Origin of the sequence: Nonomuraea sp. PA05 (assembly GCF_008086045.1) — a bacterium.
Taxonomy (GTDB): domain Bacteria; phylum Actinomycetota; class Actinomycetes; order Streptosporangiales; family Streptosporangiaceae; genus Nonomuraea; species Nonomuraea monospora.
Map to the genome: position 1 here is coordinate 16,179 of NZ_VSEY01000051.1, position 21,766 is coordinate 37,944.

18 protein-coding genes are annotated in these 21,766 nt (G+C 68.8%); 11 read left to right on the top strand and 7 right to left on the bottom strand.

All coding sequences use genetic code 11. The annotated features are described in order from the left end of the window. Positions 1-43: 43 nt before the first annotated feature. Positions 44-1,102, bottom strand: a complete 1,059-nt coding sequence (locus FXF51_RS51110; RefSeq protein WP_262380435.1) for an MBL fold metallo-hydrolase — start codon at positions 1,100-1,102, stop codon at positions 44-46. A 45-nt stretch (positions 1,103-1,147) separates the two neighbouring features. Here FXF51_RS51110 and FXF51_RS51115 point away from each other — a divergent pair, with 45 nt between their 5' ends. Next, entirely contained in the window at positions 1,148-1,993 is an 846-nt protein-coding gene (locus tag FXF51_RS51115) for a glutathione S-transferase family protein (RefSeq protein ID WP_148442104.1), read from the top strand. Here FXF51_RS51115 and FXF51_RS51120 read toward each other — a convergent pair. Together FXF51_RS51120 and FXF51_RS51125 are read right to left on the bottom strand one after the other, a co-directional pair. Then, entirely contained in the window at positions 1,941-3,224 is a 1,284-nt protein-coding gene (locus FXF51_RS51120) for an MFS transporter (RefSeq protein ID WP_148442105.1), read from the bottom strand. The genes FXF51_RS51115 and FXF51_RS51120 overlap by 53 nt on opposite strands. Continuing rightward, positions 3,221-3,787, bottom strand: coding sequence for a winged helix-turn-helix domain-containing protein (locus FXF51_RS51125; RefSeq protein ID WP_262380436.1), 567 nt, complete (start codon positions 3,785-3,787; stop codon positions 3,221-3,223). The genes FXF51_RS51120 and FXF51_RS51125 overlap by 4 nt, the downstream gene beginning before the upstream one ends. A gap of 73 nt (positions 3,788-3,860) precedes the next feature. Here FXF51_RS51125 and FXF51_RS51130 point away from each other — a divergent pair, with 73 nt between their 5' ends. From FXF51_RS51130 to FXF51_RS51150, 5 genes are all read left to right on the top strand, one after another. After that, positions 3,861-4,505, top strand: a complete 645-nt coding sequence (locus tag FXF51_RS51130; protein ID WP_148442107.1) for a B3/4 domain-containing protein — start codon at positions 3,861-3,863, stop codon at positions 4,503-4,505. Positions 4,506-4,710: 205 nt separating this feature from the next. Continuing rightward, on the top strand, positions 4,711-8,358 hold the full coding sequence (locus FXF51_RS51135) for a multifunctional oxoglutarate decarboxylase/oxoglutarate dehydrogenase thiamine pyrophosphate-binding subunit/dihydrolipoyllysine-residue succinyltransferase subunit (RefSeq protein ID WP_148442108.1): 3,648 nt from the start codon (positions 4,711-4,713) through the stop codon (positions 8,356-8,358). Between the two features lie 112 nt (positions 8,359-8,470). Further along, positions 8,471-8,653 carry a DUF6104 family protein gene (locus tag FXF51_RS51140; protein WP_148442109.1) on the top strand — a complete coding sequence of 61 codons (183 nt, stop codon included), beginning with the start codon at positions 8,471-8,473 and terminating at the stop codon, positions 8,651-8,653. A gap of 96 nt (positions 8,654-8,749) precedes the next feature. Further along, positions 8,750-9,553, top strand: a complete 804-nt coding sequence (locus tag FXF51_RS51145) for a DUF4097 family beta strand repeat-containing protein (protein WP_148442110.1) — start codon at positions 8,750-8,752, stop codon at positions 9,551-9,553. Beyond that, positions 9,550-10,290 (top strand): PadR family transcriptional regulator, encoded by a 741-nt coding sequence (locus FXF51_RS51150; RefSeq protein WP_148442111.1) that lies wholly within the window; start codon positions 9,550-9,552, stop codon positions 10,288-10,290. The genes FXF51_RS51145 and FXF51_RS51150 overlap by 4 nt, the downstream gene beginning before the upstream one ends. Before the next feature lie 187 nt (positions 10,291-10,477). On the opposite strand, the gene FXF51_RS51155 is transcribed toward FXF51_RS51150, so the two are convergent. The 4 genes from FXF51_RS51155 to FXF51_RS51170 all read right to left on the bottom strand — a co-directional run bounded on the left by FXF51_RS51155 (position 10,478) and on the right by FXF51_RS51170 (position 14,866). Further along, the gene (locus FXF51_RS51155) at positions 10,478-11,338 is read right to left on the bottom strand and encodes an oxygenase MpaB family protein (RefSeq protein ID WP_148442112.1); all 861 of its coding nucleotides are present in this window, start codon (positions 11,336-11,338) and stop codon (positions 10,478-10,480) included. Between the two features lie 76 nt (positions 11,339-11,414). Continuing rightward, positions 11,415-12,371, bottom strand: coding sequence for a zinc-binding dehydrogenase (locus FXF51_RS51160; protein WP_148442113.1), 957 nt, complete (start codon positions 12,369-12,371; stop codon positions 11,415-11,417). Between the two features lie 58 nt (positions 12,372-12,429). Further along, the gene (locus FXF51_RS51165; protein ID WP_148442114.1) at positions 12,430-13,311 is read right to left on the bottom strand and encodes a hypothetical protein; all 882 of its coding nucleotides are present in this window, start codon (positions 13,309-13,311) and stop codon (positions 12,430-12,432) included. A 124-nt stretch (positions 13,312-13,435) separates the two neighbouring features. Beyond that, positions 13,436-14,866 (bottom strand): acetyl-CoA synthetase, encoded by a 1,431-nt coding sequence (locus tag FXF51_RS51170; protein WP_148442115.1) that lies wholly within the window; start codon positions 14,864-14,866, stop codon positions 13,436-13,438. 283 nt (positions 14,867-15,149) lie between these two features. Between FXF51_RS51170 and FXF51_RS51175 the strand changes: the two genes are divergently transcribed. The 5 genes from FXF51_RS51175 to FXF51_RS51195 all read left to right on the top strand — a co-directional run bounded on the left by FXF51_RS51175 (position 15,150) and on the right by FXF51_RS51195 (position 21,596). Continuing rightward, positions 15,150-16,274, top strand: a complete 1,125-nt coding sequence (locus tag FXF51_RS51175; protein ID WP_148442116.1) for a trypsin-like serine peptidase — start codon at positions 15,150-15,152, stop codon at positions 16,272-16,274. A 337-nt stretch (positions 16,275-16,611) separates the two neighbouring features. Next, positions 16,612-17,745, top strand: coding sequence for a trypsin-like serine peptidase (locus FXF51_RS51180; RefSeq protein WP_148442117.1), 1,134 nt, complete (start codon positions 16,612-16,614; stop codon positions 17,743-17,745). Positions 17,746-17,941: 196 nt separating this feature from the next. After that, entirely contained in the window at positions 17,942-19,105 is a 1,164-nt protein-coding gene (locus FXF51_RS51185; protein ID WP_148442118.1) for a trypsin-like serine peptidase, read from the top strand. A 111-nt stretch (positions 19,106-19,216) separates the two neighbouring features. Beyond that, the gene (locus FXF51_RS51190; RefSeq protein WP_148442119.1) at positions 19,217-19,642 is read left to right on the top strand and encodes a transposase; all 426 of its coding nucleotides are present in this window, start codon (positions 19,217-19,219) and stop codon (positions 19,640-19,642) included. 427 nt (positions 19,643-20,069) lie between these two features. Further along, positions 20,070-21,596, top strand: coding sequence for a trypsin-like serine peptidase (locus tag FXF51_RS51195; protein ID WP_148442120.1), 1,527 nt, complete (start codon positions 20,070-20,072; stop codon positions 21,594-21,596). Positions 21,597-21,766: the final 170 nt, after the last annotated feature.

Below are 21,766 nucleotides of genomic sequence, written 5' to 3' on the forward strand. Positions count from 1 at the left end.
GGCGAGGAGAACAACATTCTAGTCCTCGCTACGATAACCGCCCTCAGGGCATATGCCACAGGTCCGGCTCGCCCGCCTCCTTGACCACCCGCCCCTTCGCCTCCAGCCAGACCAGGTGCGCCAGCGTCTCGTTGTTGGCCGAGCGCCGCATGAACGACGGGATCGTCTCCCACGGCCGCGACCACGTCAGCCGGGTCGCCACGTCCCAGCAGGCCACCCCGCCGGCCGCGGCCACCACCTGCTCGATCTCGGCCAGCCGCTCGTCGTGGTGCGCCATCACGGAGTCCACCCGCTCGGTCAGCTCCAGGAACCGGTACTCGTGCGCGGGCAGCACCTCCTCCACCTCCAGCTTGCGCACCGCGTCGAGCGAGTCGAGGTAGTCGGCCAGCGGGTTCGGCGGCGACTGGGGGTGCACGGCCACCATGGGCGTGATCTTCGCCAGTACGTGGTCGCCGGAGAACAGCACCTTGCGTTCCGGCGAGACGAAGCACAGGTGACCGGGTGAGTGGCCGGGCGTCCAGATGGCCCGCAGGTCCCAGCCCGGCAGGTCCAGGTCGTCGCCGTCCTCGACCAGGCGGTCCGGCTTGGCCATCGAGACCATGTGCCTGATCCGCATGGAGGCGCCCGCCAGCTCGTCCAGCGACAGGTCGGGCACGCCGCAGCGGCGCAACAGGTCCCGCTCGCGCTGGACGAGGGAGTCGATGGCCTCGTCGTCGTAGCGCTCGCGGACCAGGCGGGCGTCCGCCGGGTGCAGCGCGATCCAGGCGCCCGAGCTCTCCCTGATGCGGCCCGCCAGGCCGTAGTGGTCGGGGTGGATGTGGGTGACCAGGACGCCCTTGACGTCGGTGATCGCGTACCCGGCCACGCCCAGGCCGGCCACCAGGGCGTCGTAGGCCTCGTCGGTGTTCCAGCCCGCGTCGATGATGACCACCCCGCCGGGCAGTTCGAGGACGTAGACGAGCACGTACCGGAGGGGGTTGATGGGGATCGGCACGGGGACGGACCACAGGCCGGGGCGCACCCGTTCGACGTCGGGGTACGCTCCGCCGACCCACGCCTCCCGCTGCGCCGGGTTCGCGGGGGTCACCACAAATTTCGCCACATGCCCGAATATAGTTCTGCGTCCGAATCATGTTCTACTTGGGTCATGAAGCTGAGCCGCGAGATCTCCGACGATGGCCGCTTCGTCCGGCAGCCGAACCGTTTCACGGATCGGCTCGGCCCTCCCGAGCCCGGCCGCTACCGGGTCTACGCGTCCTACGCCTGTCCGTGGGCGCAGCGCGTACTGATCGTCCGAAAGCTGCTGGGCCTGGAAGACCTGCTGGACGTCACGATCGTCGACCCCATCCGCGACGAGAAGGGCTGGCGCGTCCCCGGCGGCGATCCGGAGTACCTGTCGGAGCTGTACCACGCCACCGATCCCGGATACGCGGGCCGCTACACCGTGCCGTGCGTCTGGGACACCCAGGACAAGCGGATCGTCACCAACGACTTCCCCCAGATCACCCTCGATCTGGAGACGTCATGGGGCACTTCGCCCAACCTCTATCCGGAACGCCTGCGCCCCGACATCGACATCATGAACGACCGCCTCTACCACGGGCTCAACAACGCGGTCTACGAGGCGGGCTTCTCCCGTGACCAGCAGGTCTACGAGGAGGCGGTGGCCCGGGTGTTCACCACCCTCGACTTCCTGGAGGTGCGGCTGGCCGAGTCGGAGTTCCTCTTCGACTCGCTCACCGACAGCGACGTGCGCCTCTACACGACGCTGGCCAGGTTCGACTCCGTCTACTACGCGCACTTCAAGTGCTCGGTGCGGCGGCTGACGGACTATCCGGCGCTGTGGGCGTACGCGCGCCGCCTGTACGCCATCCCGGCCTTCCACGAGACCACCGACTTCGACCAGATCAAGCGCCACTACTACGTCACCCAGACCAACATCAACCCGAGCCGGATCGTGCCGGTAGGGCCTGAGCTGGACTGGAGCCTGTAGGCGCCGGCATCCGCACGAACAGCAGGGCAGAGGCCAGCATCACCACGGCGGCGGCACTCCAGGCGGCGGCGAGGCCCGCCTGGGCGGCCAGCGAGCCGAGTGTGAGATTGGCCACGATTCCCCCTGACTGCAGGGACAGCGAGCTCGTCGAGGTGACCGTGGTCCGCTCGGCCGCGGTCACCGCGTTGTGGGTGATCTCCAGGCACAGCACGGCCGTCACCGCGCCGCCGACGAAGAGGCAGACGTAGGCGAGCCCTGCGCTGACCACCCCGGGCGGCCCGTCCAGGCCCGCCGTCGCGGCCAGCGCGCCGATGGAGAGCGCGGTGAGCACGGTGCCCGCGATCGCGCCCCTGGCCGAGCCCCCTGCCAGCCGCGCGGCGCGGGGCGCGAGCGAGCTGCCCAGCGCGCTGCCCGCGAACCCGAGCGCCGCCACCACCGCGTAGACCAGGCTGCCCTCCTCTGCCGTGCCGGCCAGCTCGGCCAGGCGGCCCGGCGTGAGCAGCTCGATGCTCATCAGCACCAGGCCGGACGCGGCGGAGGCGATCATGAGCCTGCGCAGCACGGCGCCGCCCAGCGACAGCCGGACGCCGCCGATCACGGTTGCGGGCACCTCGCGCAGCACGCCCGCCAGCGAGCGGCGCCCGTGGCCGGGCTCTGGCAGCGCGAACACCACCACGATCAGCAGCACCAGCGCCGCCATCGCGCCTGCCAGGGGCGGCGCGGCCAGCGGGAAGATCAGCGACGGGGGCGCCAGGAGCGGCAGCGCGCCGCCCGCCAGCACCCCGAGGCACAGCGCCACGGACTCCATCGCGCCGCCCCTGGCCAGGCCGGGCCGCAGGTCGGCGTCACGGCCCTCGATGCCGTGCAGCGTGTCGACGTACCAGGAGGTGGCGGGGCCGCTGGACAGCGCCCGGGCGACGCCCTTGAACACGCCGCTCAGCATGAACATCCAGAACGTGGTGGACACGCTCATCAGCGCCAGCCCCGCCACGGTGAACGCGGCGGAGGCGGCCAGCACCATGCGCCTGCCGATCACGTCGGCCAGGCCGCCCGTCGGCAGCTCCAGGGTCACGGTCACCACCGAGAACACGGTCACCACCAGACCGATCTCGGCCAGGCCGAGGCCCCGTCCGGTCATCAGCAGGACCATGCTCGCCATCATGAGCCCCGGCGGCAGCCAGGTCAGGAAGCTGACGAGCATGTAACGCCGTAAGGCCGATCGCGCGGTCATGACTCCTCCCTCCGTTTGCGGGGGAAACCCGCCACCCAGACGTTCACGAGCTGGGTGTCGGCCGCACCCTCGTGGCGGGCGGCCAGCTCGCGCAGGATCTCCTCGGTGCGCGTGGCGAACTCAGCCAGCGCCGCAGGTGGCAGCTCGACGAGGTGGTCGCTCGCGCCCGCGGCCTCCACCCATGCGGGCGACCACTCGCTCTCGTCGAACTCCTCGACGATCCGGCCGAAGAGCCCGGCCTGGAGCGTCCGCATGTACTTGACCGTCTCGCGGCCCTCGGGAGTGACGGACATCTCACGGCTGTTCCACGAGGTGTAGCGGTGCCGGGCCCGCCAGCGCCGCTCCCGGCCGTCGCGCTGCTCGGGGTCCTCCTCGATGAAGCCGAACTTGAACAGCTCGCGCAGGTGGTAGCTGGTCGAGCCGGAGCTCTCACCGACGGCGCGGCCCAGCTCGCTGGCGGTCGCGGGGCCGTCGGAGCGCAGCAGCCCGAGCAGCCGGGCCCGCAAGGGGTGGGTGACGGCCCGCAGCACCCGCGGGTCGCTGATCTCGTATTGCTCCTCCACGCCTCCACCGTAGACCACAAAGACAATTTTGCAAAGGATATTTTGCGGTTCTCGCCCTCCCTAGACTGGGGGAATGCTCGACGACATCTGGGTGGACGACTCCGTCCTCGCACTGCGCCCCGACTTCGCGGTGCTCATCGTGACCGCGCACGGCCTGCGCAACGGCCCCACCGACGACCGCTCCCGCGCCTGGCTGGAGGCCGCCTCGGCGGTGGAGGTCCAGACGGACAAGATCGACGCGTGGAAGGACGCCTACAAGGCGTTCGGCGCCAAGCCGCAGCGCACCCGCCCGTCGGTCGACGCCCTGACCCGGCGCATGCCGCTGCCGGAGATCAACCAGGTCGTCGACGCGTACAACTCGATCAGCGTGAAGCACGCGCTGCCCATCGGCGGCGAGGACCTCGACAAGTACGACGGCCCCGCCCGCCTGGTGCGGGCGACCGGCGAGGAGGCATCGGAGGAGGCGCTCGGGCAGCCGGAGCCCGGCGAGGTGATCTGGCGCGACGACATCGGTGTCACCTGCAGGAGATGGAACTGGCGCCAGGTGGTTCGCACCCGTCTCACCGAGGAGACGACCAACGCGATCTTCCTGCTGGAGCGCCTGGAGCCCATGTCGCTGGAGGAGCTGAAGCAGGCCGGCGAGGAGCTTTGCGACCTCCTGTCCGAGTTGTCACCGGAGGTACGCATCGCAAGCCGCTTGGTGTCCGGCGGGAAATAAACCTCATGTCGAGGTGTTGATACCAAAGAGTAATAATTGCTACAGCACCCCGGATTGACGAGGCGGGCGTGACCTCTTTGCGCGGTCCTGAGAGGATCGTTCGAGGCGGCACGGGTCCTTCGGCGCGCGCTGCCAGTCCGGGCGAGTAGCCTTGGACAGGTTCTCTAACATCAACGCCGATCTGCGGAAGAGGGCGATTTCCGCCGTGTCGTCTGAGTCGTCGCGGACAAACCCGCTGGCAAGCTTTGGTCAGAACGAGTGGCTTGTCGACGAGCTGTACCAGAAGTACCTCCAAGATCCAGAGTCTGTCGACAAGGCCTGGTGGAACTTCTTCGCTGACTACAACCCTGATTACGGACCGGGTCGAACCCCGGTAAGGGAGGCGGCGAACGGTACAGTGACCGCCCCCTCCCCCGCACAGGCCCCCAAGGCGCCACCCAAGGCGCCACCCGCGGCCGAGAAGCCGAAGCAGCCCGCCACTCCGGTGCCCAAGGGCGCCGAAGAGGTCAAGCTGCGCGGCGCGGCGGCCCGCACGGCCGCCAACATGGACCTGTCACTCGCGGTCCCGACCGCGACCAGCGTCCGGGCCATCCCGGCCAAGCTGCTCATCGACAACCGCATCGTGATCAACAATCACCTCAAGCGGGGTCGCGGCGGCAAGATCTCCTTCACGCACCTGATCGGCTACGCGATCGTCAAGGCGCTGAAGGCCATGCCGGAGATGAACTACTCCTACGCCGAGATCGACGGCAAGCCGACGCTCGTCAAGCCCGAGCACGTCGGCTTCGGCCTGGCGATCGACGTGCAGAAGAGCAACGGCGAACGCCAGCTCTTGGTGCCCTCGATCAAGGGCGCGGAGGAGATGGACTTCCGGCAGTTCTGGGTGGCCTACGAAGATGTCGTCCGCAAGGCCCGCGCGGGCAAGCTCGGCGTCGACGACTTCTCCGGCACCACGATCTCCCTGACCAACCCCGGCACGATCGGCACCGTGCACTCCGTGCCGCGCCTCATGCCCGGCCAGGGCACGATCATCGGCGTCGGCGCGATGGAATACCCGGCCGAGTACCAGGGGGCCTCCCCCGACACGCTCTCGCGCCTGGCCGTCTCCAAGGTCATGACGCTGACCAGCACCTACGACCACCGGATCATCCAGGGCGCCCAGTCGGGCGACTTCCTGCGCACGATCCACCGGCTGCTGCTCGGCGAGGACGGCTTCTACGACGAGATCTTCGAGGCGCTGCGGATCCCGTACGAGCCGGTCCGCTGGGTGCAGGACATCTCGGCCACCCACGACGACGACGTGGCCAAGTCCGCGCGCGTGATCGAGCTGATCCACGCCTACCGCGTACGCGGCCACCTGATGGCCGAGACCGACCCACTGGAGTACAAGCAGCGCAAGCACCCCGACCTCGACATCCAGTCGCACGGCCTGACGCTGTGGGACCTGGAGCGCGAGTTCGCGACCGGCGGCTTCGGCGGCAAGCCGCTGATGAAGCTGCGCGACATCCTGGGCGTGCTGCGCGACTCCTACTGCCGCACGGTCGGCATCGAGTACATGCACATCCAGAACCCCGAGGAGCGGGCCTGGATCCAGGCGCGGGTGGAGAAGCCGCACAAGTCGCCCGAGCGCGACGAGCAGCTCAACATCCTGTCCCGGCTCAACACCGCCGAGGCGTTCGAGACGTTCCTGCAGACGAAGTTCGTCGGCCAGAAGCGCTTCTCGCTGGAGGGCGGCGAGTCCCTGATCCCGCTGCTCGACTCGGTGATCAGCGACGCCGCCGACGAGGACCTCGACGAGGTCGTCATCGGCATGGCCCACCGCGGCCGGCTCAACGTGCTGGCCAACATCGTGGGCAAGTCCTACGCGCAGATCTTCGGCGAGTTCGAGGGCAACATCGACCCGCGCACGGCGCACGGCTCCGGCGACGTGAAGTACCACCTCGGCGCGACCGGCACGTTCACCGCGCCGAGCGGCAAGACGATCACCGCCTCCGTGGTCGCCAACCCCTCCCACCTGGAGGCGGTCGACCCGGTGCTGGAGGGCGTCGTCCGCGCCAAGCAGGACCTGCTGGAGCGCGGCGAGGAGGGCTTCACCGTCCTGCCCGTGCTCGTCCACGGTGACGCGGCCTTCGCCGGCCAGGGCGTCGTGGCCGAGACGCTCAACCTGTCGCAGCTGCGCGGCTACCGCACCGGCGGCACCGTGCACGTGGTGGTCAACAACCAGGTCGGCTTCACGACCTCGCCCGCCTCGTCCCGCTCCTCGGTCTACGCGACCGACGTGGCGCGGATGATCCAGGCGCCGATCTTCCACGTCAACGGCGACGACCCCGAGGCCGTGGTGCGCGTGGGCGAGCTGGCCTACGAGTACCGCAGGGCGTTCCGCAAGGACGTCGTCATCGACCTCATCTGCTACCGCCGCCGCGGCCACAACGAGGGCGACAACCCCGCCTTCACCCAGCCGCTGATGTACGACCTGATCGACGCCAAGCGCTCCACGCGCAAGCTCTACACCGAGGCGCTGATCGGCCGGGGCGACATCACGGTCGAGGAGGCCGAGCAGGCGCTGCGCGACTACCAGGCCAAGCTGGAGCAGGCGTTCACCGAGACCCGCGAGGCGGCCAAGAAGCCGGCCGAGGCGGCCGCGATGCGGGTGCCCCCGACCGAGGTCGTCAAGTGGTCGCACGACGACACGCCGACCGGCATCACCCACGAGACGCTCAAGCGCATCGTCGACACCCAGCTCAACCTCCCCGACGGCTTCACACCGCACCCGCGCCTGGCGCCGGTGCTGCAGCGCCGCGGCCAGATGGTCGAGCAGGACGCGATCGACTGGGCGATGGGCGAGACGCTGGCCTTCGGCTCGCTGCTGATGGACGGCCACCCGGTGCGCCTGGTCGGCCAGGACTCCCGGCGCGGCACGTTCACCCAGCGGCACGCCGTGCTGGTCGACCGGATGACCGGCGCCGACCACACGCCGCTGAAGACCTTCAACCAGGGCACCACGAAGTTCTACGTCTACGACTCGCTGCTCAGCGAGTTCGCGGCGCTCGGCTTCGAGTACGGCTACAGCGTCGTACGCCCTGACGCGCTGGTCCTCTGGGAGGCGCAGTTCGGCGACTTCGTCAACGGCGCCCAGACGATCATCGACGAGTTCATCTCGTCGGGCGAGCAGAAGTGGGGCCAGAAGTCCTCGGTCGTGCTGCTGCTGCCGCACGGCTACGAGGGCCAGGGCCCCGACCACTCCTCCGCCCGCATCGAGCGGTTCCTCCAGGTCTGCGCGCTCGACAACATGACGGTCGCGCAGCCCACCACCCCGGCCAACTACTTCCACCTGCTGCGCTGGCAGGTGGAGTCGGAGCGGCACAAGCCGCTGGTGGTCTTCACGCCCAAGTCGCTGCTGCGCCACAAGGCGGCCACGTCGAAGTCGTCCGACTTCACCGCGGGCTCCTTCCAGCCGGTGATCGGCGACACGACGGTCGACCCGGCCAAGGTCACCAGGGTCGTGCTGACGTCCGGCAGGCTCTACTACGACCTGGCGCAGCACCGCGACAAGAGCGGTCGCGACGACGTCGCGATCGTCCGGCTCGAGCGCCTGTACCCGTTCCCGTCCGAGGAGCTCGCCGCCGAGCTGTCCCGGTACGGCGACCAGGTGGAGCTGCTCTGGGCGCAGGACGAGCCGGCCAACATGGGCCCGTGGCCGTACCTCACGCTCAAGCTGGCGGAGGACCCGCAGACCCTGAACGGCCGGGCCATCCGGCGTGTCTCGCGCACGCCGAACAGCTCGCCCGCGACCGGTTCGCACAACTCGCACGACACGGAGCTCGAGGAGATCCAGCACCAGATCTTCGGCTGAGCCACCGTTTGTCGAGCCCCCGGTCCGCCCCGCGCGGCGGCCGGGGGCTCACTGCTGCCCGGGCAGGCTAAAGTGCAGGCCGGACGCCTGCCGCAACTGTGAATGGAGAGCGATGTACTTCACCGATCGGGGGATCGAGGAGCTGGTCGAGCGCCGCGGCGAGGAGGAGGTCAGCATGCTGTGGCTGGGCGAGCGGCTGCGCGAGTTCGTCGATCTCCATCCCGAGTTCGAGGTCCCGGTCGAGCGGCTGGCCACCTGGCTGGCGCGGCTCGACGACGATGACGAGGACGACTGACCGCGGGATATAACGCGATACATCTTGAGTTTCCCGCGAACGCGACATATCGTGAATTGAGGAGCTTTGGTGTCGCCATGAGAGAGGCGGGGGAGCATGCAGCAGTGGACGATCGACGAGCCGGGGCAGCTCACGTTCGGTGATGTGGACGCGCTGGACGTGCGCGTCGTCGCCGGACGGCTGGACGTGCTGGCCAGCGACGGCCCGGCCACCCTGGAGATCGCCGAGATCGAGCCGGGGTCACCGCTCACCATCACCTACGACGACGCCACCAGGTCGCTCGTCATCGCCGACCGCGACCTGACCTGGGAGGGCGTACTCGGCTGGCTGCGCCACGACCGGCGCAGGACGGTGCTGTCCATCACCGTGCCCAAGAGCTGCAAGGTCAAGGCGGGCGTGGTGTCCGCCCCCGCCGTGCTGGCCGGGTTCGAGCGGATGACGCACGTCAAGAGCGTCTCCGGAGACGTCGTGCTCGACGGGGTCAGCGGCGAGATCGCCGCCAACACCGTCTCGGGAGCCGTCGAGAGCCGGGCCCTCGACGGCGACCTGTCGTTCATCAGCGTCTCGGGCGACCTGACGGTGGCCGACGGCACCCCGCACCGGCTGAAGGCCAACACCGTCTCCGGCCGCATCACGGCGGATCTCGCGCTGCGACCCACGGGTCACGTCACGTTCAACAGCGTTTCCGGTGACATCCTGGTCAGGCTGCCGGAGAACGTGGAGGCGGACGTCAGCGTCAGGTCCACCGCGGGAAGGCTGGTCAGCGCGTTCGAGGAATTGTCCAACACGAGCAGTCCCGGCGCGAAGTCGCTGTCGGGACGGCTGGGTGGCGGCATGGCCTCGCTGTCGGCCATCACGGTCTCCGGCGCGGTCACGCTGCTCAAGGGGGAGAAGGAATGAGCCCTGTCTTCGGTCACGGCCGGCTCCGGCTGTACCTGCTCAAGCTGCTGGACGAGAGCCCGCGCCACGGATATGAGGTCATCCGGCTGCTCCAGGACCGCTTCCTCGGCGTCTACTCGCCCTCCCCCGGCACGATCTACCCGCGCCTGGCCCGCCTGGAGGAGGAGGGCCTGGTGACGCACGAGGTGGTCGAGGGCAAGAAGGTGTTCTCGATCACAGACAAGGGCCGCGAGGAGCTGAACGCCCGGCTCGACGAGCTCGACGACCTGGAGCAGGAGATCTCCGCCTCCGTCCGCGACATCGCCCGCGAGGTCAAGGAGGACGTCCGCGACACCGTCAAGTCGCTGCGCGACGAGCTGACCCGGATGGCCAAGGACGTGCGGACCGGCGCGGCCGAGGACGGCAAGCGGCTGCGCGACCAGCAGAAGGAAGACCTCAAGCGGCTGCGCGACCAGCAGAAGCGCCAGTGGATGGAGCACGCCTACCACTGGCAGGACGAGGGCGAGCGGCTCACCCACGAGTGGCGCAAGATCTGGTCGCAGGTCTGGTCCACACTGGGCGGCCCGCCGTCCAGCCGGGCCGAGCTGGACGCCGAGCTGGGCGAGCTGCTGGCCGACTTCGTCGCCAAGGCCCGCGAGGAGGCCTCGAACGCCCGGCTGACGACGGAGAAGCTGGCCGAGCTTCGCACGACGCTGGACGAGACCGCCCGCCGCATCCACGACATCCTCGACCGCTGACCGGCCGGGGAGCGCCACCGCCTCCCCGGCCGGATCGCTTTCCCGCACCGTCACGCACCCCCGACGCGGGCACGCGCTCCTACCCGGGCACGCGCTCCTACCCTGACACGCGCTTCTCCAGGCACGCGCTCTCACCCGGGCACGCGCTTCTACACGGGCATGCGCTAACTACGCGGGCATGCGCTATCTACGCGGGCATGCGATCCATCCCGCGGCGGCGCGCCGAGTTCCGCTCGGCCCTGCGGGCCTGGTACGCGATCGGCATGTACCGCAGCCGCTCCGGCAGCCGCGGCGTCAGCATCGCCACCGCGTGCCCGAGATGCCGCAGCCGCCGCTCGTCCCTGGCGGTCCACCGCAGCCCGAGCTTCTCCCGCACCGCGGGCGGCAGGGTGCCGACGGTGACGAAGTAGTTGAACTCGCCCGCGCCGGCCCCCACCGGCGTCCACAACCGCCGCAGCGGTGCGGGCAGCCGGGGCGGCGCCGGGGTGCCGCGCATCACCGACAGCACGTCGAGGGCGGTCGCGTGCGGCTCCAGCCGATCGCCGACCATCTGCTCGAAGTACCGCCAGAACGCCTCGACGTCCTCGGGCATCTCCCGCTCAGGGACCCGCAGGATGGCGCCGAGCTGCCGCGACTCCGCGTAGAGCCGCCGCTCCTGCTCCCGCGTGAACGGGGTGCCGAAGTGCCGGTTGAGCGCGATGAACCGCTCGAACAGCGACAGGTGCACCCATGCCCACGCCTCGCCGTTCAGCGCGTGGTAGTGCCTGCCCTGCTCGTCCACGCCGCTGATGGGTTTGTGCAGCTCCCTGAGCCGCTGCCCCTCGGCGGGGCCGTCCTCGCCGCCGTAGACCCAGAGCTGCACGGAGGTGAGCGTGCGCTCCAGCCGCCCCCACGGGTCGTCCTTGTACGTGGAGTGCTCGGCGACCGCCGCCCCGACAGCCGGATGCATCGTCTGGAGAACCAGCGCGCTGCCGGCCACGAGCAGGTTGCGGTATTCGCCGGCGGTGTCCCAGTGCATCGAACCTGGGCCGAAGGGCTCAACGTCCATGATGACCGCCTCCCGGGTGATACAACCCAATTCCTTTTGTATCACCCGGGAGGGGCGGAAGTAACCCTTCACTTATTCAGGCGGTAAAGACCACCTTGCCGAAGATCTCCCCTGCGGCCATGGCCGCGAAGCCGTCCCGCGCGTCGGCCAGCGGCAACGCCCTGTCGATCACCGGCCGCAGCCCGGTCTGCTCCAGGAACACCGCCAGCCGCGCCAGTTGCTCCCGCGTCCCCATCGTCGTGCCGATCACGGACAACTGGAGGAAGAAGACCCGGTTCAGATCGGCCGGCGGCACCGCGCCGCTGGTGGCGCCGGAGACGACGACGCACCCGCCGGGCTTGAGCGACTTGAGCGAATGGTCCCAGGTGGCCTGCCCGACCGTCTCCATGACCGCGTCCACCCGCTCGGGCAGCCGCGCGCCCGGCTCGAAGACCTGGTCGGCGCCGAGCGCCCGCGCCCGCTCACGCTTCTCCTCCGAGCGGCTGGTCGCCCACACCCGGTACCCGGCGGCCCGGCCGAGCGCGATCAGCGCGGTCGCGACGCCGCCGCCCGCCCCCTGCACCAGCACGGTGGCGCCGGGCTGCAGCCCGGCCTTGTCGAACAACATCCGGTACGCGGTCAGCCAGGCCGTCGGCAGGCAGGCCGCGTGCTCGAAACTCAGCCCGGCGGGCTTGGGCACCAGGTTCCGGCGCGGCACGGCCACCCGCTCGGCGAACGTGCCGTCGTGCACCTCCGACAGCAGTGAGCGCTTGGGATCGAGCGTCTCGTCGGCCCCGCTGCCGATGACGGCGTGCACGATGACCTCGTTACCGTCCTCGTCCACGCCGGCGGCGTCGCAGCCGAGCACGATCGGCAGCCGGTCCTGCCTGATGCCGACGCCCTTGAGCGTCCACAGGTCGTGGTGGTTGAGCGCGGCAGCCCGTACGGTGACGGTCGTCCACCCTTCGGGCACCTTCGGCTCTGGGTGCTCGCCCAGCGTCAGTCCGGCGAGCGGGTTGTCGGGATCGGTCTGTGTGGCGGTTACGGCGAACATGGCCGCACCTTACTCCGGGCGCCCGCCGCCGGACTTCAGCACGCCCGCTCAGCCTCGCCTACTTCATCGTGACCCGGATGCCGGAGATCGCCTTCGTCCGGAACGACGCCGGCCCGGTGGCGGCGACCAGCACGTCCCCCCGGCACACCATCTCGGCCCGCCGTCCCCGCCCTTCGACCACGCCGGGCATCCTGGCCTGCCGCTCACAGCCGGGCGTGGGCACGAGCGCCACCATCTCCCCGGTCGCGCCCCCGAACCACAACTGCGGCCCGATCGGCTCCCCCTGCGCGTGCTCGCCGGGCTCCCCGAGCCGCACCGCGCCCCGGCCGGTCAGGACCAGGTACCCGTCCTTGGTGACGCGGCCCCTGAGGTTCTCGGCCAGCGCCGTGCGCTGCTCGAACGTCAGCCCCTGCCCCCGGTCGTACATCGCCAGCCGCCACGGCCCGAACGCGAACAGCAGCACCTGCCCGTACAGCCCGCTGCCGGCCTGGCGCGGCCACAACGTCACGTGCGGGGCGTAGTTCCGCAGCGCCCGGCCGCCGCGCGTGATCTCCACCTCTCCCCCGTACGGCGCGACGAACTGCCGGAACATCCCGTCCACCCAACCCGCCCTGAACGGCCGCGACCCCATGCCGGCCAGCCCCAGCCCGGCCGGGTACCGCACCTCGGCCCGCGCGCCGTCGGGGAACACCACCTGGATGACCTCGTCGCCGCCCTTCCTCCTGGCGGGCACGGTCAGCAGGTTGGGCGCGCTCTTGACCGTGGTCAGCGACCTGATGGGCGCGGGCGTCCGGTTCGCGGAGGCGGTCTCGGGCTCGGGGTCCCGGCTCACGAGCAGGCCGACAAGCGGAACCAGCAGGAGCGCCAGAACCACCACCAGGCCGACCCACCGGCGGCGGCCGCGCTCGCCTGCCTCGATGACGTCGAACTGGTCAGCCACGACGTTCCTAGCCGAGTAGTGCCGGCTTGCGCCCTTACGTCTCAGTTCAAAGGAGCGGCGTCCGCCGGCGCAAGCCCTGGAACCCGGCGAACTCCGGGTCGCAGGTCACAACTTCGACATGACGTCACCACGTGGCCACATTGACCTTCCCGTCGCTCACGAGCCGCACCCGCTGCCCCACCAGCTCCCGCTCCTCCGCCTCCGCCAGCAACCCGGCCTCTTCCACCACCGCGTAACCCCTGCCCCCGTCCACGTCCACGACCAGGAACCCCTTCTCGGCGGCCCCGTCGCGCCCGTGCGCCACGGTGTACCCGGCCACCACCCCCGCCCCCGCACAGGCCTCCACCAGCGGAACCTCCTTGCCCACGTGCACGGGGGCGGCGTCCCCGAGCCGCCCGCCAGGCTCGCTGGACCACACCGCGTACGTGTGCTTCGTCAGATGCATCCCCACCCCGGTCACCAGCCCGTGCCCCGACTGCGCCCGCAGCAGCCCCGCCATCGTCGCCGTCGAGTGCAGCACGTAGTCGCTGGCCGGCCCGCCCGCGTACGGCAGCCCGCCGGTCACGGTCAGCCCGCGCGGGTCCATCGGGTCGAGCCCGATCGCGTCGCACGCCTGCCGCAGCGCGATCGCGAAACAGCTGTAGACGTCCAGCGCGTTCATGTCGTCCAGCCCGAGCCCGGCCCGCTCGAAGGCGGCCTCGGCGGCCAGCGCCATGGCGGGCGAGGAGCCGAGCTCGGGCCGCGTGGCCACCTCCCAGGTGTCCTCCGCGTACGCCCATCCACGCAGGTAGACCCGCTGGTCCTGGGGCACCCCCAGCCGGTCGGCCAGCTCGGAGCCGGCCAGGATGACGGCCGCGGCCTGGTCCACCTCCAGCACGGCCACCATGTCGCTGGTGTAGGGCCAGCCGACGAAGCGGTCGCCCAGCTCTCCGGCCGTGCGGGCGGTCCTGCGCCAGGCGTGCGGGTTGGCCGCCGCCACCTCGGTCATCGGCGCCATGATGCGGGCCCGCTCGCGCATCTCCTCCTCGATGGTGAGCCCGGCCGCCGCCCGCCGCGCGGTCTCCATGATCGGGTAGGTGTGCACCGGCAGGAACAGCCCGTGCGCGAGCGCGGACGGGTGCGGCGGCCGCTCCCATCCGTAGGGCGGCTTGGGGTCGGCGGCGTGACTCCACGGCACGTGCTCCCCGGCTTTCCTGTACGCCCTGCGCGTGGCGAGCGCCTCGGCCCCGGCGATGAGGGCGCAGTCCAGCTCACCCGCCGCGATCGAGGCCGCCGCGGCGCCGATGAGCAGGTGCGGAGCCGTACCGCCGACCTTGGAGTAGACCCGGTGGCGCGGTGTGGCGCCGAGGCGCTCGGCGAGGCGGCCGACAGGCTCGTCGTACTGCCAGGAGTCGGTCCAGACGAGCTGGATGGAGTCGAGCCGCTCGACGGGCAGCCGCGCGTCGGCGGCGGCCTCCCGCGCCACGGACTCCCAGAGGTCGAGCGGCTCGGGGCCGGGCTGCTCGCGAATGGTGCGCTGTGCGATACCGATGAGGCAGGGGGTGCGAGGGTTCATGCCACAAGTCAACCAGAACATCGCTCGGTTGATAAGGAGTGGCGTTTGATAATTGGCGTTACCGCTGTGACTCAAGAAATTTCATCTGCGCTCCTACCTGCGGAGATGCCAATCTTGAATACATGCGTTTTTGCTATTTCTATAACGGAATGGAACCGGCTCATGCTTTTTCACGTCGTTTCCTGGCCGCCGGATCCCGCCGTTCATTAACGTTCCGATCGTTTTCCTGGCCCACCGGGGCGCAGTACCCCGCTCTGGGCCGCCGAAAGCTGAGAGGAGCTCCATGTATTCCCGAGCAAGGCGCATCGCGATCCCCCTCGCCGGCCTCGTGGCCATCGGGCTGGCGGCGGGAATGGTCAGCGGCGCCGCGGCCAACGCGACGACCGCACCCTCAGACGTCGTCTCCAAGAACTCGGCCACCCCTGCGGAGCAGGCGGTCCAGTTCTGGACGCCGGACCGCGTCAAGGCGGCCAGCGACCACAACGACGGTCTCGACCTGTCCACCAAGGGCGTCAAGGGCAGCAACGACGCCCCTGACGGGCCGGCCGGCTCAGTCCCGCCGATCGGCGCCGAGAAGACCACGGCCAAGAAGAGCAAGCACGTCAACCTGCCGAACACGGTCGGCCGCGTCTTCTTCACGCTGCCGAAGGCCGACCCCCGCGACCCGAGGAACTGGCGTTACTGCTCCGCCAGCTCGGTGCAGAGCAAGTACCGCAACCTCGTGGCGACCTCCGCCCACTGCGTGTACGACACCAAGAAGAACACCTTCTACGACAACTGGATCTTCATCCCGTCGTACTGGGACGGCGACAAGGTCTGGAACGGCAAGGCTCCCTACGGCATCTACGCCGCCAAGACCTTCAACGCGCACGACGACTTCGTCGTCAAGGAGGACTACGACTACGACTACGCGTTCGTCAACGTCTTCAACGGCATCAAGGTCAACTGGGAGAAGGTCAACGGCCGCTGGCAGTGGACCGTCAAGAACGTGGGCCGTCTCGGCGACAACGTCGGCGGCCAGGGCTTCACCTGGAACCGGAGCACCAAGCTGAACGTGTTCTCGTTCGGCTACCCCGCCGGTGAGCACCCCGACGGCGACAAGCCGTACACCGGCCGGACGATGAAGTACTGCTACGGCAAGACCAAGGCGATGCCCGAGGCCAAGAAGTACAACCTCCAGGAGCACGTCGGCTTCAAGTGCTCCTTCACCGCCGGCGCGAGCGGCGGGCCGTTCATCTACAACTACAAGAGCGCGTCGCGCACCGGCTACCTGGTCGGCGTCAACAGCGTCGCGTGGGACACCGACGGCAACGACCGCTACGACCACATCTCTTCGCCGTACTTCAACACCGACACCTACAAGGTCTACAAGGCCGCCGCCAACCGCTGGACCGGCAACTGGCGGTGATCGATCGGCACCCTTGGCCCCGGTTCCCCTGGGAGCCGGGGCCATCCCCTGGGCGGAATGGAGGGGTGCGGGCGAACGTGGCGTACGCCACTGGAACGAACTAATGCGACCGCGAATGGGCTCGAATTCCGAACCCGCATCTCTCTGCTCATCCTGGCTCTGACCTGCGGCTACGCGGCCCGACTAATGATCATTTACGTGTATCCGCGGCGTTCGGCTGACGGTGTCCTTATGGTTCACGATGCACTCTTGATCAGGTAACGAATCTCTATCCAAGCTGCAATACCGTCTGTACATCTGGAAAAATCCACCCTTACGACCCCAAGAAAGGCATTTCATGATCCCCCGAGCCAGGCACTTCGTGGCCGCTGCCCTCAGCAGCGCGCTGCTGATCGTGCCTGCCTTCACGGGGATCGCCCACGCCACGTCCGCCGCCACGTCTGCCTCTGACAGCAAGGTCTACGCCGTCCCCCTCGCCAAGACCCTCGCGGACGTCAAGCGAGTCGCCGACTACTGGCGCCCGGACCGCCTCCAGAAGACCGACCTGTCCACCCCCGCCACGCCCGGCTCCGGCGCAGCCGCCTCGACCACCTCGTCAGGCGCCGCCGCGGGACCCGCCGCCCCAGCCGCCTCCGCCGCTTCCGCTGCTTCCGTCAAGCGGACGGCGAGCACCGCCGGCGTCTCCCCCACGCTGCCGCGTAAGGGCACCGCCGCCAACACCATGGGCAAGGTCTTCTTCCGCTTCGGGGACAAGGAGTACTGGTGCTCCGCCAGCGCGGTCTCGGCCAAGAACCGCAGCGTGGTGGCCACGGCCGGGCACTGCGCGTACGACTCGCGCACGGCCAAGCCCGCCGACTACTGGATCTTCGTCCCGAACCCGGGCCCCGGCGGCAGCGCGCCCGACGGCATCTACGTCGGCGCCTCGATCAGCCTGCACGAGGACTGGTCGGGCAAGGGTGACTACGACTTCGACTACGCGTTCGTGACCGTGCACCGCGGTTTCACCTGGGTCGCCAAGGACGGCGCGTACGTCATGCAGGACGTCGGCCGCCTCCAGGACAACGTGGGCGGCCTCGGCCTGGAGCTGAATAAGAAGCCGGGCACGTACGCGGTCACCGCGTTCGGCTACCCGGCGGGCCAGCAGCCCGACGGGTCACACCCGTACGACGGCAAGACCCTGCAGAAGTGCCGCCCCGGCGCCACCCGCTACACCGTCGCCCCGGGCCGCGACCTCCAGAAGGGCGTCGAGCTGACGCCGTGCGACTTCAGCCCGGGCGCCAGCGGCGGCCCGTGGGTGATCTCCTACGACGAGACCCGCAGGCTCGGCAGCCTGGCCGGCGTCAACAGCCTGACCTGGAACAGGGACGCCAAGGGCCGCTACGACTCGGTGTCGGCCCCGTACTTCGACACGGTCACCGGAGAGGTGTACCGACGCGCCGCGTCGCTCGGCACCATCACAAATGTGACCTAAGTCATAGCAACCATTCGATCACTACGGGTGATCAGCGGCTTCTCTGTAACGACAAGGTCACGGCCAGCTTTGGAACGCTGACAGGACGTACTGGTAATCCGCACGTCCCGAGTCAAACCTGTAGTTTCCGGGCTGTCCGTTTGCTGAGTTTTGAAGGTGCACAAGGCGCCTCATGTCAGCGCAACCTGGAGTTACCTTGAAGCGAATCCTTCTTCCCGCCGGCGGAGCCCTCCTGGCCACCGGTCTGCTCGCCGCCGGCCTGTCCGGCACCGCGCAGGCCGACGGCGACGTCGCCCACGACCCGATGGCCCGCAACAACTCCGACGCCGTCTCCGTCGCCTCCTTCTGGCTGGCCTCGAACGGAGCCGCACTCCGGTCCGCGACCCAGTACACGTGGGACTCCAAGGAAGTTCGGAAGGTCGTCTCCAAGGGCGGCGCCGACCCCGACGGCCGCCCCGGCACCACGGCCCCGACCGGTGAGACGAAGTCGACCGGCAAGGCCCAGAACGTCAACCTGCCCAAGACCATCGGCAAGGTGTTCTTCGTCGACGGCGGCGGCAAGTTCCGCTGGTGCTCGGCCACCTCCATCCAGTCGGCCAACCGCAACCTGGTCGCCACGGCCGGCCACTGCGTCTACGACACCGACAGCAACTCGGCCACCATGGACAACTGGGTCTTCGTCCCCGGTTACTACCAGGGCAAGACGCCGTGGGGCATCTACGTGGGCAAGCAGGCCTTCACCCACTACGACTTCGACACCTACGAGGACTACGACCGCGACTACGCGTTCGTCACCGTCTTCAACGGCATCCAGTTCAACGGCGTCAAGCAGGTGGACCGCAGGGACTACGAGCGCTTCACCGGCCCGAAGCGCTCCTGGGGCGGCCACTACTACATCCTGCTGTCCAAGGACGCGGGCCGCCTCGGCGACAACGTCGGCGGCCAGGGCTTCGCCTGGAACCAGCCCACGGGCAAGCCCGTGCGCGCCTTCGGCTACCCGGCGGCTCCGCACCCCGACGGCAACAAGCCGTACAGCGGCGTGACGCCGAAGCACTGCTACGGCAACACCACCGCCAAGACGGTCGGCGCCTCCTGGCTGAAGATCGAGGAGCACGTCGGCCTCAAGTGCGCCGTGACCCCGGGCTACGACGGCGGCCCATGGCTGCTGAACTACAGCAACGCCAAGCGCTCCGGCTACGTCAACGGCGTCACCAGCACCTTCGCCGACCAGGACGGCAACGACCGGATCGACTACATCACCTCGCCGTACTTCGACGGTGAGACGGCGTCCGTCTACCGGGCCGCCACCGGCGCACCCTCGGGCAAGATCGTCGGCCCGAACGGGGAGCTGTACAAGTAAGCCCTACCAGGGGAACAGCGAGGGCCTCGGTGATCCGGGGCCCTCGCTTGCTGCCCGAAGATCTTTCTTGGTTCAACTGACAGAACGTGTTTGCCTTGTCACCATGGGCGCATGCGTCGCGAAGATCTAACGGACGCCGAGTGGGATCGAGTGGCCTCCCTCCTCCCTCAGCGCGGCCTCCGCCCCGGCCGGACGACCGACGACCGCACCGTTATCAACGGCCTGCTCTACCAGGCCCGCACCGGCGTCCGCTGGCGCTCCCTGCCCGACCGGTACGGCTGCTGGGTCACCATCTACAAACGGCACAGGCGGTGGCTCGCGGACGGCACCTGGCAACGCCTCTCCCTGGCCCTGCACGCCGCCGACCCCACCCCCCGCCACCCCCACAGAGCCGGCCCCGCCGCCCTGGACCTGGTCCGCAGCCACTCGCTCGACTCCCCCAGCCCGGCCCCGGACCCGTCCCCGCACAAGGACGGAGCGGTACTCGCCGGCCTCCAGGCCCTCCTGGGTGGCTCGGTCAAACCCAAGGGACGCTGACCCTCTTCATGGCCCGCCGACACATCGTCGGCGGGTCTTTTCATGCGCCCGCAGGCCCTACAGATGCGAGCTTCCGAGCGAACCTGAAGATCTCCTGTGAGAAACAGGCGAAGTTAGACGGAGTTGGTTCCAATCTGGTTCCTGTGATCTAAGTCATATTCATGCGACTACGCACAGTATTGAACACCTAACGGCACTTTCGTCCCAGCAGCAACTTCCCCTACATACCCAGCGCAAACGTCACGCGGCGATCACGACGCGCAAATGTCTCTGACAGGTCACGGAAAGGTCACGGCGACAGGGGCGCCTACCAGATCACCCAAAGCGGGTTCCACCTGCGGAGATCACCACGCTATGTTCCTTGCTATCCCTTTACTGACGCATGGGACGCAAGTTGCGACCCACGACAGAGCAAGGAGCAGTTCCCTTGAAGCGCATCCTCATCCCCGCCGGTGGCGCCCTCCTGGCCACCGGCCTTCTGGCCGCCGGCCTCGCCGGCACCGCCCAGGCCGACGACACCGTCGCCAAGGACGCCATGGCGGCGACCGCGGCCAACGCGAAGGCCATCGCCTCGTTCTGGGCGGAGAACAACGGTGCTGCCCTCAAGGCCGCTACCGAGTCGAACGTCTGGGACAAGGCTGACGTCGCCAAGCTGCAGAGCAAGGGTGGTTACAGCTCCGACACCAAGCCGGGCTCCACGGCCCCCACTGGTGAAGAGAAGAAGACCACCTCCAAGGTGCAGAACGTCAACATGCCGAAGACCATCGGCAAGGTGTTCTTCATCAACAGCAAGGGCGAGAAGAAGTGGTGCTCCGCCACTTCGATCCAGTCGCAGTACCGCAACCTGGTCGCCACGGCCGGGCACTGCGTCTACGACACGGCCGCCAACACGGACGTCATGTCCAAGTGGGTCTTCGTCCCCGGTTACTACCAGGGCAAGTCCCCCTGGGGCATCTACGTGGGTAAGCAGGCCTTCACCCACTACGACTTCGACGTCTACGAGGACTACGACCGCGACTACGCGTTCGTGACCGTCTACAACGGCGTCAAGCTCGACGGTGGCAAGGCCACCAAGGTCACGATCAACGAGTTCAAGTCGGCTCAGGCCAAGGGTCAGGTCACTGACATCAAGGCCGCCGAGGTCAGCAAGGACGAGTACGAGTCGGCCATCAAGGACCCGACGAAGTTCCCGTACTACGAGATGAAGCCGGGCGAGGCCAAGAAGGTCACCGGCCCCGACTACCCCGGCGCGGTCGTCGACAAGAAGGAAGTGTCGAAGACCGAGTACGAGGCTGCCAAGGCCAAGGGCAACGGCCGCGGCCAGGGCTTCATCTACGGCGACCCGATCGCCGAGAACGTCGACAAGGCCACGTGGGACAAGTACGACGGCCTCGGCGACAAGGGCACCGGCCCGGACAAGTTCGGCAACTACTACATCACGCACTACTACGTGCAGGAGTGGTACGTCCCGGGCAAGGACGCCAAGTACTACCGGATCGACTACTACGTCATCGAGGACTTCGCCAAGGACGCGGGTCGCCTCGGTGACAACGTGGGCGGTCAGGGCTTCGCCTGGAACCAGCCGACCGGCAAGGCCATCCGCGTGTTCGGCTACCCGGCCGCTCCTCACCCCGACGGCAACAAGAACTACACCGGCGTGACTCCGAAGTGGTGCTACGGCACCACCACGAAGAAGCTCGTGGGTTCGGCTGCCAAGAAGATCGAGGAGCACGTCGCCCTCAAGTGCGCCATGACTGAGGGCGCCGACGGTGGCCCGTGGCTGTACAAGTACAGCAACGCCAAGCGTCTCGGCTACGTGAACGGTGTCACCAGCACCTTCAACGACCAGGACAGCAACGGCCGCGTGGACTACATCTCGTCGCCGTACTTCGACGGCGAGACGAACACCGTCTACAAGGCCGCCGCGGCTTCGTGGTCCGGCAAGATTGTCTAAGTGACGCTTAGCGACTGGGCGTAGCCCGATCGCGCAGCTGTTGCGAGCGAAGGGCCCGGCATCCCGCCGGGCCCTTCTGCTTTCCCGCCCCGAACGTGAGGGGCTTTGGACGCATGGGGCGTCCAGACGGTGCCATCAACCCGATGTGATCTGCATCACACACCCTCGCC